Source organism: Roseibium limicola, assembly GCF_017313085.1.
GTDB lineage: Bacteria > Pseudomonadota > Alphaproteobacteria > Rhizobiales > Stappiaceae > Roseibium > Roseibium limicola.
This window is the reverse complement of the sequence record NZ_JAFLNF010000001.1, coordinates 788,866-804,430: the sequence shown is the minus strand read 5'-3', so window position 1 is coordinate 804,430 and position 15,565 is coordinate 788,866. Positions and strand designations below refer to the sequence as shown.

The 15,565-nt window shown below is 58.2% G+C and carries 13 protein-coding genes; 3 read left to right on the top strand and 10 right to left on the bottom strand.

The window, feature by feature from the left end:
- Window positions 1-175: 175 nt before the first annotated feature.
- Complete coding sequence (locus tag J0X15_RS03505; protein WP_206938217.1) at window positions 176-1,042, top strand: prohibitin family protein; 867 nt, start codon at window positions 176-178, stop codon at window positions 1,040-1,042.
- Window positions 1,043-1,047: 5 nt separating this feature from the next.
- Entirely contained in the window at window positions 1,048-2,442 is a 1,395-nt protein-coding gene (locus J0X15_RS03500; RefSeq protein WP_206938216.1) for an ABC transporter substrate-binding protein, read from the top strand.
- Window positions 2,443-2,755: 313 nt separating this feature from the next.
- Here the strand turns inward: J0X15_RS03500 and J0X15_RS03495 are convergent, their stop codons facing one another.
- The 7 genes from J0X15_RS03495 to J0X15_RS03465 all read right to left on the bottom strand — a co-directional run bounded on the left by J0X15_RS03495 (window position 2,756) and on the right by J0X15_RS03465 (window position 10,607).
- Window positions 2,756-3,352 (bottom strand): YcjF family protein, encoded by a 597-nt coding sequence (locus tag J0X15_RS03495; RefSeq protein ID WP_206938215.1) that lies wholly within the window; start codon window positions 3,350-3,352, stop codon window positions 2,756-2,758.
- 181 nt (window positions 3,353-3,533) lie between these two features.
- The gene (locus J0X15_RS03490; protein ID WP_206938214.1) at window positions 3,534-4,172 is read right to left on the bottom strand and encodes a YcjF family protein; all 639 of its coding nucleotides are present in this window, start codon (window positions 4,170-4,172) and stop codon (window positions 3,534-3,536) included.
- Window positions 4,169-4,825 (bottom strand): ParA family protein, encoded by a 657-nt coding sequence (locus J0X15_RS03485; RefSeq protein ID WP_206938213.1) that lies wholly within the window; start codon window positions 4,823-4,825, stop codon window positions 4,169-4,171. Before J0X15_RS03485 ends, J0X15_RS03490 begins: the two co-directional genes overlap by 4 nt.
- Window positions 4,826-5,443: 618 nt before the next feature.
- A complete protein-coding gene (locus tag J0X15_RS03480; protein ID WP_206938212.1) occupies window positions 5,444-6,250 on the bottom strand; it encodes an inositol monophosphatase family protein in 807 nt (268 codons plus the stop codon).
- Window positions 6,247-7,308, bottom strand: a complete 1,062-nt coding sequence (locus J0X15_RS03475; RefSeq protein WP_206938211.1) for an ABC transporter ATP-binding protein — start codon at window positions 7,306-7,308, stop codon at window positions 6,247-6,249. The genes J0X15_RS03480 and J0X15_RS03475 overlap by 4 nt, the downstream gene beginning before the upstream one ends.
- A complete protein-coding gene (locus J0X15_RS03470) occupies window positions 7,305-9,518 on the bottom strand; it encodes an ABC transporter permease (protein WP_206938209.1) in 2,214 nt (737 codons plus the stop codon). Before J0X15_RS03470 ends, J0X15_RS03475 begins: the two co-directional genes overlap by 4 nt.
- A gap of 66 nt (window positions 9,519-9,584) precedes the next feature.
- A complete protein-coding gene (locus tag J0X15_RS03465) occupies window positions 9,585-10,607 on the bottom strand; it encodes an ABC transporter substrate-binding protein (RefSeq protein WP_206938207.1) in 1,023 nt (340 codons plus the stop codon).
- A gap of 152 nt (window positions 10,608-10,759) precedes the next feature.
- On the opposite strand from J0X15_RS03465, the gene J0X15_RS03460 reads away from it, so the two are divergent.
- Window positions 10,760-11,755: a LacI family DNA-binding transcriptional regulator gene (locus J0X15_RS03460; RefSeq protein WP_206938205.1), complete on the top strand. Its 996-nt coding sequence runs from the start codon at window positions 10,760-10,762 to the stop codon at window positions 11,753-11,755.
- A 171-nt stretch (window positions 11,756-11,926) separates the two neighbouring features.
- Here the strand turns inward: J0X15_RS03460 and J0X15_RS03455 are convergent, their stop codons facing one another.
- The 3 genes from J0X15_RS03455 to J0X15_RS03445 are packed head-to-tail and all read right to left on the bottom strand — an operon-like array spanning window position 11,927 to window position 15,563.
- Entirely contained in the window at window positions 11,927-13,540 is a 1,614-nt protein-coding gene (locus tag J0X15_RS03455) for an FGGY-family carbohydrate kinase (RefSeq protein WP_206938203.1), read from the bottom strand.
- A 3-nt stretch (window positions 13,541-13,543) separates the two neighbouring features.
- Window positions 13,544-14,272, bottom strand: coding sequence for an SDR family oxidoreductase (locus J0X15_RS03450; RefSeq protein ID WP_206938201.1), 729 nt, complete (start codon window positions 14,270-14,272; stop codon window positions 13,544-13,546).
- Between the two features lie 25 nt (window positions 14,273-14,297).
- Window positions 14,298-15,563 carry a sugar ABC transporter permease gene (locus J0X15_RS03445; RefSeq protein WP_209015017.1) on the bottom strand — a complete coding sequence of 422 codons (1,266 nt, stop codon included), beginning with the start codon at window positions 15,561-15,563 and terminating at the stop codon, window positions 14,298-14,300.
- Between the last annotated feature and the right edge of the window lie 2 nt (window positions 15,564-15,565).

The window sequence follows — 15,565 nt, the reverse complement described above, 5'->3', positions numbered from 1 at the left end:
CGCAGTTGGTGTTCGTTGATCCAAAATCTCGTCGTTTTACGAGGGAAATCGGCTCGAGCTATTGGTGTGCCAAGGCATAAAGTGGTTTGATCCAAACAGGTTACGTACTGGAAAGCGGGCAGGGCTAGGCGTATAGTCCCAGTCTGCTCAGGTTCCGCAAAGGTGAGTCGGCCGAATGGCTTTTGATGATGAATTCGACGACTACGAAGACGCGCTGAGAAGTGAGCGCCAAAAGCGTATTCAACTGTATGCCCTCATCTTTATTATTTTGTTCGGCGTCGGTCTGGCGCTTTTGTGGAACCGGATTGTCATAACAATTCAGTCTGGTGAATCCGGAGTTCTCTATCACTGGGTGTCCGGAACGGAAATGAACCGGATCTACGGCGAGGGCCTCCATGTGATTTGGCCGTGGAACCGGATGTATGTCTACAACGTCCGGCTTCAGACAAAAGAACGCAATTACACGATGCTGACGAAGGGCGGACTTCCGATCGAAATCCAGATCGCAGTTCGCTACCAGCCGGATCTCAGGCTTCTTCCGCTGCTGCATGTGACGGTCGGCCCGGAATATTTGAACAAGATCGTCTTTCCCGAAACCGAAGCCGTACTACGCCGCGAAGTGGGGCAGTACACGCCGGAGCAGGTTTACACCAGCAAGCGCGGCTTTCTGGAATCGATCGTGGTCAGCAGTCTGACCAATGTTGAAGATCGATATGTGATCGTCGATGATGTTCTTGTGCGAAGCGTTGAGTTGCCTGCTGCTGTGCGCCTGGCCGTCGAGCGCAAGCTGACCTTGTCGGAGGAAGAGAAGTCCTATCAATACAAGCTCGGCATCGAACGTCAGGAAGCCAAGCGCAAGGAGATCGAAGCCGAGGGGATCACGCGCTATCAGGACATCATCAAGAAAAGCCTGAATGAAGATCTCTTGAGATGGCAGGGTGTTCAGGCCACTCGTGATCTGGCGATGTCTCCCAATTCGAAAACGGTGGTGATTGGCGGCGGGAAAGACGGGTTGCCGATTATTCTGGGGGGTGACAGGTAATCACCATGGCACAGGATAATGCCGAACATCAGCCTGCTGTCGACGCGAAAACACCGAAGCGAAAGTTATTGTTTTGGGCGGCCATTGTTCCCCTCGTCATTGCGTTGGGCCTTGGCTTGCTGGACATCACGGGCACTGCAGCAACTTTCAGCCGCATCCCGGAAACGGTACGGGCGATGTTGGGGGAGACTGACAACACCCTGATTATCGCCGCTGTCTATGCCAAGGATGAAGAAGAAAACAGCTTCCTCGACGGTGCCAAGATGGCCATTGATCGGATCAATGACGCGGGCGGCGGGATACTGGGCCGTCAGGTCAAATTGGAGGTCCTGACGGAAGCGGCCTATTCCGAAGATACGGCTTTGGAGACGACCGTCGAGCGAACGCTGAAACTGTCCGGCAGTATTGCCAAAACGGAAAACCTTCTGGCTGTTGTCGGGCATGAATGGTCCGATACGGCGGTTGCTGCCAGTTCCATCTATAGTCTGAACAATGTCCTTTATTTTGCGACGCACGCAACCGCAGACTCCCTGACCAACCATGAGTTCAATACAGTCTTTGCCCTGCAGCCGGACAATTCCACCAACGCTGCCGTTATTGCGGCATACGCTCTGAAATCGGGACTTCGCCGGTTTATCGTTCTTTCCGACAAGACAGACTATGGCAAGGAGAGCGCCAATTTCTTCATGGCCTCGGTGACGAGCGCCGACGCAGATGTTGTCTACCGCGGCTATCTTTCCAGCAGTCATCAATCGGTTGAACAATTGCTGATGTTCGTTCTGGACAACAAGTTGTTCAGCCGCTCGGATTTCGACGCCTTTTTTCTTGTCTCCTCATCGACCGAGGAAACGGCAGAGTTTGTGAAAAGTGCCCGGAGCCTTGGTCTTGAAATCCCCATTCTCGGGATGGAGTATATTTTCTCATCAGCCTTGGAGAAGCGTGTCGGGACAAAAGACATGAAAGGCGTCGCGGGGGTTTCGTTGTATGACCGTGAGGATTTCTCGAAAGAGGCCCAAGACTTCGTGGCGGATTTCAAGGCGCAGAATGGTCATTTGCCCGATCTGGACGCAGCACTGGGCTATGATGCGATGATGCTTATTCAAAGTGCGGCGAACACTGCCGGCACAACGGATTCCAACAAGATCGCTGATACGATAAAAATTTCGCGGTACAAAACGCCGGTTACCGGGATTACGGGGCCGTTGATCTTTGATCGCACCGGATTGATCACTGACACCAAGGTTTTTATCGTGCAACACGACGGGACCCAATTTCGCACGATGGAGAGCTATCAGATCCCGGTGGACTGGGCTACTCTTCAGACTGGCACTGAGGATCCTTCAAACCAACCGAATAGCAATCCGGCAATCGCACCCGCCAAGGAGCAAGCAGGCCAATGACACTCTTATTCAATCCCTGGATGTTTCTGTTTTGGGCTGTTGGCAGCTGGATAATCGGAATGCTGGGCCGTGAGACCAGATTTGGATTTGCAGGCAACTTTCTGGTGGCTTTCCTGTTTAGCCCCCTGGTTGGCTTGATTGTCTTACTGGCATCCGACCGTAGAAGACGGGTGCCGCCAGAGCTGCGCAGGAAATTCAAAGTCTAAAAGGGTCTCAGAGCGCTCTGACGCGAAATGACCTGGTTCCGGAAATGGAAAAAGCCGCCCCAGAGGTCTCTCCGAGGCGGCTTGATTTGTTTTTGAAGGCAAGCTTTTTATGCAGCTACTTCGTCTTCGACGTCTTTCGCTTCGGACTTGACCTTGTCCTTCATTTTGCGAGCGACGGTTTTGCCTTTTTCGAACTGTTCGTTATAGAACTCGCGCATTTTTCCGGCATTGAAGTCCATAAGAGTGCCGCCCTCTTCGTAATGCTTCACGATGGACCGGCCCACAGCGTAGGTTGCCCCGCCCGCGACCACCGGCAAGGACACCATGCCGACCATCCAGCCGATGCCGGGGATCATTTTTGCAGCGCTTGCGGCAACAACATATCCGGCGCCATAGCCCAATACGCCACCGACAAGCGCGTAAATTACCTTGCGGCCAAGGCGTTCTGAAAAGGGCTTGCCGTAAAGGTTCGACAGCTTCTGGATCATGCGAAGCTGGATCGCGATAACGGCGGCAATATCGAAGAAAGCAACGGGCACAATGCTGGCCGCGACCGATGCGATGACATAATCTTTGATGACGTTGTCTGCTGTCAGTTCCCGAGTTGCGGAAAATTCCGCGTCATCCTCGATTGAGATGGCGTCCTCTTCAATCTCCGGTTCATCGAGCTTCTCGGCTTTGGTCTCGGTGGTCTTGGTCACCATTGATGATCTCCTGAGCGTCTGCCGGGCTGCGATAATTCAACCGGTAGATTAAAATTCATGCTTGTAACTTAAGGAATTTCGCGTCCGAAAAAGGTTACTCTCTCATCTATTGAAAGAAAAGGCTTCGCAGCGGCAAGGCCGCTTTTTTTGCCGCGTATCCGAAGGATAAAGGCCGAGCGTCTTACGAGCTTGCCTCTGCGCCCGCGTCGAGGCGCGATAAATAAACCTCTCCAACCACACGGATCAGAACTGCTGCCGAGACGGATGTGATTGCCATGCCCAGCAAATGTGGGCCAGGTGCAATTCTCAACAACCCGGTTAAGGTGAAGCTGGCTATTCCAGGAGCTGCCATGCCCGTCACCAAGCCTGCGGCCAGACGTTTGCTGCGGTGAGTGCTGATGGGTTGCCCATACAAGCGGGAAAGCTTGCGCAGCATACGCTCGACAATTGCTGCAATTGCGGCCAGATCAACCCATGGCATCGGAACAAGACCAGCGATTGTCGCGAAGTGCACGTGCCTGTCGATGACAAGCTGCCCGGCATTCCTGCGAAACTCGTTTTTCCCGGGAGGTGATTGTCTGGCGGTCAGGGCTGGCTGTTCCTTGGAGCGGCTGCTCTGTTCCTCCTGGGGCGAGGCGTCAGCTTCCTCTCTTGGAGCATTGCCAGTGGTTTGATCCGGCTTGTTTTTCGGAGTTCCCACATCCTGCAGAGGCGACGCAACCGGACGACGAGCCTGCTGCTCGGCAGAAAACGTCAGGTTTGCCGCCCTGCGAAGATCATCCAGTGTGCGGGTGGATGTTTTGGGCAGCTGTTTCGTCATGCGGACAACCTGGATTTGGTTGCAAGGAGCGCTTCGACTTCACCGGCAATGGAAGCTATGTCGCGGGCCGCAGATCCATCTGGTGCGGTCAAGCTAGGGGTCGCGCCATAGAGGCCGGCTTCCGCGTAGGCGACCCGATTGGGCATGTCGCTTCCAAGCAGAGGAAACCCGCTCTCTTGCAATTCATTGCGCACATGCCTTGATATGACGCTGCCGCGTATGGTCTGCGTCAAAACACAGCGAAATGTCGGCGCCCAGCCTTTGACACCGTCCATGAGTGTCCTGACCGTATCCATCATCCGATCAACGTCGAGAGGGGAAGCTTTCACCGGGATGAGCACAAGATCTGCAATGGCCAGGGCGGAAACCGTAATTTCGCTGTCAAAGCCTGGCGTGTCGATGATCGTGATGCCGTGGTTCGCTGCAGCCTGTTGTGTGGTTTTCCAGAGGGCCTTGTCCGCTTTTTCAAGCAGGTCAATCCCGCCAAGCGCTTGCTCACGCTCTGCAAGCCGGATGACCGAGCGTTGTGGATCGGCGTCGATCAGCAGGGGATTGGAACCCTGAAGCTTCCACTGTACGGCAAGGCAGCAGGCCAGCGTGGTCTTTCCGCTGCCTCCCTTCAGGGATGCGATGGTGACAATCGGTCCACCCATATCTCAAGCCGCCTTGGTTTTCAGATAACGCAAGGAAAAGCTTAACAAAGATTTACCAATTTACCATGTCTGCGTCGCGCAGTGCGCGGGCTTTCCACCGGCAATAGCGTGCAACTATGTGAAATAGAAGGCCGATCATCCGGGCCATACGGCAATTTACACGCTGCACTGACCCTGAAAGTCTTTGGTTTCTGACGGGCTGGCACTCGGGGCACTCTGACCCGATGGATGTTGGAGGAGGGCGCGAGCCAAAGGCCTCTTTGCTCCAATGGGTCTGGGGAAGGAGGTAGTTGAGGACTATGCGCCAGCGGATGGCTGGAGCGAGCAGGTATCGTTGTTCCACCTTGTCGCAGATCACGTGGAGGACTTGTCGCATCGGCTGTTGGAGATTGGTCATCCGATGCAAGACGCTAACGGTATCACATTCCCTCGGGCAGATGTTGCCCCCGGCTGCCACGCCCCAGTTCGACAGACCGCCTTCTGCGCAAGCCGGCCAAGAAGCTTTTCCCACGCAGGGTCCCTAAGCGGAAAACAGGGCTTCCCGGTCGGCAGGTGCTGTTCTCACCTATCGTGCTCTTTGGGAGAGAACGCCGGGAAACATCTCCATCGCCTCGTTGTCTACCAGTCGGCTGATTTGCCGAAGGCACAGATCCTGTCGAGCTCATCGAAGGCGCCCGCGGAGGCCCCCAGAACAGGGGCGGGAAGGGCCATCGCCTCTCCGGAAGGAAAGGGCATGACGCATCCGCCAGCTTCCTTGATGAGGGCATATCCTGCCATGCAGTCCCAGGCGTTCATACGAGGCTCGGCATATCCAACCAGACGCCCGGCTGCGACCCAGGCCAGCATCAATGCCCCGGAGCCGTAGCGCACCCAGGCAGCGCCTGCCTCCATCAGTTCGGCGAGCATCTGACCAACTTGTGCGCTCTTGACCCGGTCATTGGCGCCGACGCCCAACAGACCCGATCTCAGGTCGCCCGGGAGAACGCTGAGCGAAACGCCATTCAGAAAAGCGCCCTGACCGCGCGATGAGACGTAAAGCTCGTCCAAAACAGGGGCGTAAATGATCCCGATCGCAGGCCCTTGGTCATCGCAAGCGCCGATGGAGACACACCAGCCGGGCAACCCGTTCAGATAGGGCGCGGTGCCGTCGATCGGATCGATGACCCAGGTCAGCCCCGAGGTGCCCTGGCTCAGGCCGTGCTCTTCGCCCAGTTGGGCATCTTCGGGAAAGGCCGCTTTCAGGGCGTCGCGGATCAGGGTTTCGACGTTACGGTCAGCCTCCGACACGAGATCCGTGACGTGGCGCTTCTGTTCGATCACCAGAGCGTCGCGTTTCTTAAAATAGTCGAGGGCGAGGGCTCCGGCGCGTTGCGCGACTTCGACGGCAACGCTCAGCCTGTCGTCAGGAGAGAGGGCTTTGGTCATGCTGCCCCCGGGATGAGGGCGACGCCACGGGTGCGGACTTCGAGGCAGACTGCTGAACCGGTGGCCAGCAAGGTGTCGCTTTCGTCGTCGACCACGAAGATGCGCCCGATGGAGCTGTCGATCTCATACTCAATATGATCGCCGAGGTAGGCTGCAGAAGCGACCGTTCCGGCTACGCCTTCGCCGCTCGTCTTCACCTTCAGGGCGTTCGAGCGCAGGGACAGACGGGCAGGGCCGGGAGCCGCGCCCCGCGCCGGCAAAGGAAAGGTGACCCCGCCCATTTCGACCTGCGCGATTTCATTTGCGACTGAAAGGACGCGGCCATCCACCACGCAGGCTTCGCCGATGAAGTCGGCAATGAATTCCGAGGCCGGCGCCTCATAGAGTTCTCGCGGCGTTCCGATCTGCGCGACCCGTCCGTCCTTCATCACCACGATCGTGTCGGATACGGCGAGCGCCTCTTCCTGGTCGTGGGTGACATAGACCGCCGTGAAGCCGAGCCTTTGCTGCAGCTCGCGAATGTCGGTGCGCACCTTGCGGCGCAAGCGGGCATCAAGGTTGGAGAGCGGCTCATCCAGCAGAAGGATCTGTGGCTCAAGCACAAGCGCACGGGCAACCGCCACGCGCTGCTGCTGCCCACCGGAAAGTTCTGCGGGAAGCCGATCGCCAAGCCCCGCCAGCCCAACAAGATCCAGGGCCTCGTCGGCACGTTTGCGGGCTTCGGCCGCGCGCATGCCGCCAGCTTCCAGCCCGTAGGCGACATTCTGGCCGACAAGCATGTGCGGAAAAAGGGCGTAGCTCTGAAACACCATCGAGACATCGCGTCGGTCGGCAGGCAGACGTGTCACGTCTTCACCGCCGATGAGGATTTGCCCCTGGCTCGGGCTTTCCAGCCCCGCCAGCATGCGCAGGGTGGTGGTCTTGCCGCAGCCCGATGGCCCAAGCAGGGTCACAAGCTGGCCCGGCGTGATGTCCAGGGTGAGATCCGGAATTGCGGTGAAACTGCCGAAGCGCTTCTGCACATTGCGAAATGCGACGGCCCCTCTTGTCTGGGTCATGCCTGGGCTACCTTTTTTTTGGTTGGGGAAGCGGAGGACCCGAAGCCCTCCCTGCGGCGGAGGCGGCGCTCGCCGACAAGCAGCTGAAAGCCGCCGATGACCGTGATCATCACAAGAATGAGCACTGAAGAGTAGGCGATGGCGATGCCGTACTCGCCGTTTTCGACCAGCCCGACGATATAGGCCGTCGCCATGTTGTATTTGGCACTGACCAGAAAGATCACCGCGGAAATCGAGGTGATGGCCCGGACGAAGCTGTAGACCAGAGCCGCGAGAATGGCCGGGCGCATGAGTGGCAGGATCACCTTGCGCATGGTTCTGGCAGACCCGGCGCCAAGCGTCAGGGAGGCTTCATCCAGGGACCCGTCAAGCTGGCTCATGGCCGCCACACCTCCTCGCACACCCACCGGCATGTTGCGGAAGACGAAACAGGCAATCAGAATCGCGGCGGTTCCTGTCATCTGCAGGGGCGGCAGGTTGAAGGCCATGATGTAGCTGATGCCGATGACCGTGCCGGGAATGGCGAAGCTCATCATCAGGGCGAACTCGAACACCGACCGGCCGGGGAAGTTCTGACGCACGATCAGCCAGGCGGTCAACAGGCCGACGGCGGCGGTCAAAGGCGCCGCAATCAGGGCGATTTCCATGGTCGTCCAGAAGCTGTCCCAGGCCACACCGGTCCAGCGAAGGCCGTCTTCCCAGCTGATGCCGAAGGCGCGGATGTAGTGCTGCAGGGTCAGGGAGTGATCCAGGCCCCAGACCTTCACGAAACCGCCGAACAGGATCATGGCGTACACCGTCAGCGTGAACACAGCCCAGGCAACTGCAATGGTGATGACGGGATAGGCGACGCGGCGCGGCAGGCTGATGTGGCGTCCGCCATCGCCCTTGCCGGTCACGGTCGCAAAGTTGCGGCCGGTGAGCCAAAGTCGCTGCGCCAGGAATGCAGACAGGGTGAAAACCAGAAGCACTGTGGCCAGGACGGCAGCGCGCGCCGGGTCGTTCTGTGCGCCGACCACAGCGAAGAAAATTTCAGTCGACAGCACACCACCGGAGCCGCCGAGGACAAGCGGATTGCCGAAATCGGCCATCGACTCGATGAAGCCGATCAGGAACGCATTGGCAAGGCCGGGAGCCATCAACGGCAAGGAGACCTTGCGAAAGGTCCGCCAGCGATCGGATCGAAGGGTCTGGCTGGCTTCTTCCATGGAAGGGCTGATGCCATCCACCACACCGATCAGGACAAGGAAGGAAATTGGTGTGAAGCTGAGCATCTGGGCGATCCAGATGCCGGTCAGCCCATAAAGCCAGCGGCCCAGCTCCCAGCCGGTCGCACTCTCGATTACGTGGGTCAGAGATCCGGAACGCCCCAGGAGCATGGTCAGGGCGAGGCCGACCACGAAGGGCGGGGTAATGATCGGCAGGACTGTCAGAAGGCGCAGGGATTTCTTGAAGCGGAATCCTGTGCGGGTTGCCACAAGCGCGAACACCAGCCCGAGGAAGGTCGATCCGGTGGCGGTGCAGATAGCAAGGAAAAACGTGCGCCAGGCAACTCCGCAGTTGCCGCCGACGAGGCAGGAGAGCGACCAGATCTTCGGATCTATGATGTTTCGGCTCACGCCTTCCGTGGTGAAGGAACCATCGAATTCCTGGAACGCACCGGTGAACATGGAGACCAGCGGGTACAGGACGAAAACGGAAACAAGCAGGGCCAGAAGTGTGATGGACCCGAGCACAAAGGCGTCGCCCTTCAAGGCGCCACGTTCGGCTGCTCCGAATGCAATCAGCAGCGCAAAAACAGTTCCCAGAACGACAGCTCCGGCACCAAAAGCCTGTTGGCCGGTGACATCGCCGAATGCGGTTTCGAGCAGACCCCAGTTCCAGCCGCGCAAACCGATTGCAAGGCCTTCGCTCACCATCCAGATGAGACCGGCGACACCAATTGCGATCAAGGCCTTGCCGCGCTCGCCGGGGGAGCGGATCACACGCAGATAAAGTGTGGCGGCCACCAGCGCAAGAATCGGCCAGAGTTGCCACTTGCCACTCATGGCCTGAACAAGACCGGGCCAGAGCTTCTCGGACGAAAAAACGTCGGTCAGCCATTCAAAGCTGAAGAAGCCGGATCGAATGCGATACCAGGGAAGCGCGACAAGCGCGAAGATGCTGGCCGCCAGGATCAGATCGAGCCTGTGGTTGTCTCTGGAGGTCATGTGTCTGTCCGATGGGAAAGGAAAGGCAGGGACGGGCGGCCCGAAGGCCGTCCGCCGCGAGCATCATTACTGAAGTGGCATCGAGCCGACTTCGTCATCCCAGCGCGACAGAAGCGCCTTGCGCCGTTCGGCACTGCCGTATTCGGCAAAGTCGTAGTCAATCAGCTTGATCGTCGACAGGTCCGGTGCTTCCTTCGGCGGAGTTGCCGAGGCATTGGAGGGGATCTGGAACGAGCCTGCGTCCGGCATCATGTTCTGCACCTCTGCCGTCAGCACCCAGTCATAGAAGGTCTTGGCGGCTTCAGGGTTCTGTGCGCCCTCGATCAGCGACATGGAGCCGATTTCGTAGCCGGTTCCTTCGCACGGTGCGACAACGCCGACGGGGAAGCCGGCGACGGCCTGAGCAACCGCGTCATGCTGGAAGACGATGCCCAGCCCGGTTTCGCCGCGTGCAGCAGCCTTGACCGGCGCGCTGCCGGACTTGGTGTATTGCGAGACGTTGGCGTGCATCTTCTTGAGGAAGTCGAAGGCTTCATCCTCGCCCATCAGCTGAACCAATGTGGCCAGCGTGGTGTAGGCGGTGCCGGAAGAGTTGGGGTCGGCGATCTGGATTTCGCCCTTGAGAGCCGGATCCAGCAGGTCAGCCCAGCACTTGGGGGCTTCGATGCCTTTTTCCTTGAACAGATCGATGTTGTAGCCCCAGCCGAGCGCGCCGGAATAAACACCAACGGTGTGATAATTCGAAACCTCGGCCTGGCCCTTGGCCCAATCCTGCAGCTCGTCCAGCATCGGTGATTTGTATTCAGCGCTTAGGCCATCCTGACCGGCCTGAAGATGCGGATCTCCCGTACCGCCCCACCATAGATCTGTCTGCGGGTTGCGGGCTTCCGCCCGAACCTTGGCAAAGGCCTCCCCGGAGGAGAGACGAACCATGTTGACGTCAATGTCGGAATGGCTGGCTTCAAACTCGCTGACCAGCTTCTCGCAGATCACCACATCGGCCGAGCAGATCAGGTTCAATTCGTCGGCAAACGCAGCGCTGGGCAATAGCATCGCGCCGCCCAAAAGAGCGCATTTGAAAAGTTTCATGATTTCCTCCCATATTCCCTGAAACCAGGGACAGGTGAATTGCACACCTGTGCATTAGATTGAGATTCGTTTCGCTTCTTGTCAATAAACTGTTATGAAAATAGCCTATTTTCCTGCTAAATGTGCAGTGCACACCTTTGCAAGGTATTGGAATGATTAGGCAACAAGTAAGCGCAAAAGATGTTGCGGAACTGGCAGGAGTTTCCCGTACAGCCGTTTCACGGGCCTTCACGCCAGGGGCTTCCGTTTCGGCGGAGACCCGAGCGAAGGTCTATGCGGCTGCCGAGAAGCTGGGTTATCAGGTCAACAACCTCGCGCGGGGCCTGCTCACATCCCGGACGGGGCTGGTTGCACTGATTGCGGCCGAGATCCAGACTCCCTACCGCTCGTCCTTGCTCGCAGCGCTTTCCAACAAGCTGCAGGCAGCCGGCAAGGTCGGCTTGCTCATCAATACGGACCGCTCGGATGAAAGCGTCGCACAAGCCCTGCGGCAGGCGATTTCATACCGCACCGAGGCGGCGATCATCTTGTCGGGCATGCCGGATTCCTCCCTCGCAGAAATGTGCCTGCGCAACGGCATGCGTCTTGTCTTCATCAACCGGAACGAAGAACGCCCAGGCACCTTGCGCATTCGTCTTGATGATGCGGCCGCAGGTCGCCAGGCCTTTGCCTCTTTGAGCGCAGCTGGCTGCAAGCGCCTTGCCTTTGCATCCTCACGGGCAGGAACGCCAAGTCTCGAAGACAGGGGGCAAGGCTTTCGTGGCATGGCTGAGAAGGCCGGGGTGCCAATTCTTGAAGCAGCCAGCGGGATGACATCCTATGGTACAGGCCTGGATGTCGGCACGCAGCTGCTCACCGCTCCGGAACGTCCGGATGGCATCTTTTGCGCGACAGACCTTATTGCCTGCGGGGTCATAGATGCCGCTCGTCAGCGGTTTAAACTCCGCGTGCCTGAGGACGTTTCGGTTATCGGCTTCGATGATATCGAGCAAGCGGCATGGGAAAGCTACAGCCTGACGACATTCCGCCAGCCGGTCGAGGACATCTCTGAGGCCGCGGTCAATTATCTGTCCGAAGCGCCAAACGACACACCGCAAACCGTCACGCTCGCCTCCCAGATGGTCTGGCGCGGTAGCATCCGCAGGTAAGCTTTCATGAGCGGGGGCCCTTCGACGCGTCAAGGCATTTCAGAGGGGGGCGGAGGTAGTCGAAATTTTCGGCGGTGTTCAGGTGTGGGGGGATGAACCAAAGGCCAACCAGGAGAAAGCCATCAGGCTTTCGGGGGATGCTTGGGATGGGCCGTGAATCTTAGCTTACATTCAGGTGCGCAGTTGACGCCCGGTTGCTTGAAGAAGCTCAAAGGCATCAAACCGTTGTTGATGATGCTCTTTGGTGTTCACATTGGGAAAGTAGGTCTCGCCTGCGGCTGTCATGGCGGCCATCGCGGACTGAATATCAGGCTGCAATTTACCGGCGACGGCACCAAGTATTGCAGAGCCGAGAAGGACTGGTTCCGTCGTTCTTGGGGCGGCAATCTTGAGATTGGTCGCATCGGCCAGCATCTGGCGAACGGTCGGGCTCTGTGCGGCTCCCCCGCTGACGACGATTGTATCGAGAACGATACCCTTCGCGCTTTGAGTAAGAATGATCTGTCGCAGGCCGTATCCGAGGCCATACACTCCTGCGATGTAAAGTCTGATAAGCGCCGAGATGGACGTATCCATGTCGAGGCCGGCAATCAAGGCTTTGGCGTGGGGGTCGGCGAAAGGCGCACGATTGCCGAGAAACTCGGGTACTACATGCAAGCCGCCAACGCATTGCGCCAGGTCGACGCCCTCGGATACCAGGTTTTCCGCCTGCTTTGAGAGCCAGAGCGTCAGACCGATCCCGGCACTCTCGGCTTTCTCAGTTGCTTCGTTAGCGGCCGGGTGAAGGTGGACCAGGTGGTCGATTGCAGCGCCTGCCGCAGATTGTCCAGCTTCGTTGAGCCAGAGGCCGGGGATCATTGCGGAATAGTAGGGACCCCAGACGCCCGGCACGAAAGCTGGTTCAGTGGTTGAAGTCATCGTGCAGGCGGATGTGCCGAAGACATAGGCCATGCGGCTGGTGGCTGAACCGGTGTTTTTCGCGTCTAGCCAACCAACGGTTCCGATGCCACCCGCATGGGCATCAATCAGGCCTGCTGCCACCGGCGTGCCTTGGGGCAGGCCGAGGTCGGTTGCTGCTTCGGCTGTCAGGCCGGTTCCGATGGCTGTTCCAGCATCGATGACGGTCTCGCCGATACGTGCAAAATGGTTGTTGCAGAGTTCGGGCAGGCCGATTGTCTTGAAATAACTTTCATCCCAGCGACGTTCGTGGCCCAGATAGGTCCATTTGCAGGTCACCGTGCAGATTGAGCGATCCAGGCAGCCTGTCGCCCGCCACGTCAGGAAGTCGGTCAAATCAAAGAAATGCTCAGCCTTGGCGAAGACTTCTGGCTGGTTTTCCTTCAGCCAAAGCAGTTTGGGCGTCTCCATTTCAGGGGAGATCTGGTTGCCGACATAGCGCAGAACTTCGTGCCCGGTGGCGTTGATACGCGCTGCCTGATCGAGTGCCCGGTGGTCCATCCAGACAATGATGTTGCGCTCAGGATGGTCCGCATCGCCCACTGGAAGAGGCTGTCCTTCGGGACCGATCACCACGAGGGAACACGTGGCGTCCATGCCAATCCCTGCAATCGAAGCGGCATCTACGCTGGCGTTTTGAAGGGACTCTCGCGTGACCGCACAGACCGCTGCCCAGATTTCTCCAGACGATTGCTCATAGAGGTTGGATCCGCGATTGATCAGGGCGATATCGCGTTTGGCGGAGGAGATCAACGTGCCGGCCTCGTCGAAAACCCCGGCTCGGGCGCTTCTTGTGCCCACGTCGATGCCAATCAGATATTTGCTCATGCCTTATAGGTCCACAGTTGAGGGGAGAATGACAAGGTCGCGAATGGTGACATTGCGGGGGCGTGACAGCATGAAAAGCACCGCGTCGGAAACTTCTTTCGGCTGCATTAGGCTGCCATTGGCGAGTGCCTCTTCCATCTTGGCTTTAGGCCAGTCGTCAAGAAGGGCTGTCACCACCGGGCCGGGACAGACCGCACCGATACGAATGCCATGTTCGGCGATTTGTCTGCGCGCCGTATGGACGAAGGCCTGAACCGCGAATTTGGACGCCGTGTAGATTGGCTCCCAGACGACGGGCACGATCCCGGCGATGGAGCTCGTGACGATAATGTCTCCGGTCTTCCGCTCCACCATGTGCGGCAGAACCGCATGGATTGAGCGGAAAGCCGCATTGATGTTGAGATTGAGCACTTGGTCCCAGACGTTGGGGTCGCCGTCAAGAATACTCCCGCCAACATAGGCACCCGCATTGGCGTGAAAGATATCCAGCTGCCCGGTTTTTTTCAGGATCTGATCGAGCATTCCGTCCACCGCAGACCCGTCCATGAGGTCTACAACCAACGGGAGCGCATGCGGCCCAAGTGCCTCGCAGAGTGTTGTCAGCCGATCTTCAGCGCGGTCGATTAGTACCACTCTGCACCCGGCTTCAAGCAGGCTCCTGGCGCATTCAAGTCCAATTCCCGAAGCCGCGCCTGTGATGGCTGCGACCTTTCCGTTCAGTTCATCGGTCATGTTCGGTTTCCCAAGGGTGGCAGGATCAGGCGCGGCCATGCGAGACGCGGCTCTGTCGGGCAAGGCTGTCGACGATGACAGCGATTGCCAGCACGCAGCCGGTGATCATGTAGCGAAGCGAAGACGACATGTTGAGCAGCGTCAATCCGTTGGAAATCGACTGGATGACAATGATCCCCAAAAGTGCCGACCAGGCTGATCCACGCCCACCGAACAAACTCGTGCCCCCAATAACGGCTGCCGCGATCGCATTCAGGTTGACGTCACCGGTGCCTGCCTGCTGGCTGGCGGAAGCCAGACGGGCTGAAGACAGGATGCCGCCAAGGGAGGCAAGCAGCGAGCAGAGCGCGAAGGACGTGAGGTAGGTGTAGGTGACGTTGATGCCGGCGCGACGCGCTGCTTCAGCATTGCCGCCGACGGCCTTGACGGAACGGCCCCATTTGGTTCGGGTGAAGACATAGTTCATGCCAACGACGAGCAGTGCGAACAGTCCGAACATCCACGGCACGCCGCGACCGATGTTCAGATAGAAGATTGCTGCTTCGAAGGCGATAGTGGTTGCAACAGCCTTCAAAACCAGGCCGGAAACCGACCCAGCTGAAAGGTTGGCGGCGCTGCGGTGCGCACGGGTGCGAAGACCCATCAGCAGGATGGCGGCACCGGGCAGCAACGCAATTGCATGCGAGAACCAGGCAGGCATCATCAATAGCTGGCCGAAGTCCACCATCGAGGAGCCATACGGTAGGTTGATGGAGCCGGTTGAACCGAGCATGTAGAGCTGCAGCCCCAGCAGTGCGAGCAGTCCTGCCAGCGTCGAGACGAAGCTCGGCATGCCTAGTTGGGTGCGCAGCAAGGCGTAAACGGATCCGATAACCGCGCCAACGCTGAGTGCGGCAAGGTTTGCGAGTGGCAGAGGCATGCCCTGGTTGACCCAAAGCACGCCGATTAAAGCAGATCCGACGCCACTCATCGATCCAACTGACAGATCGATTTCACCAAGCATGAGCACGCAGACAACGCCAAGAGAAATGACACCGACAGTCGAACAATCAAACAGCAGGTTAACCAGGTTGTTTGGGGTCACAAACAGCGGGTTGAGAAAGGTAAAGACGCTCCAAATGACGATCAGGCCAACGATGACAGGGGACGAACCCAAGTCACCAGACTTGACGCGGTCGAAGAAGGCGCGGATGACGTCACCAAGGTTGTTGGCGTGCTTTACGCGCGTGTCGCTGCGATCCAGTAATCCGGATTGCGGAGCGGGACTGTTCATGTTGGTTTCGTTGTGCATGC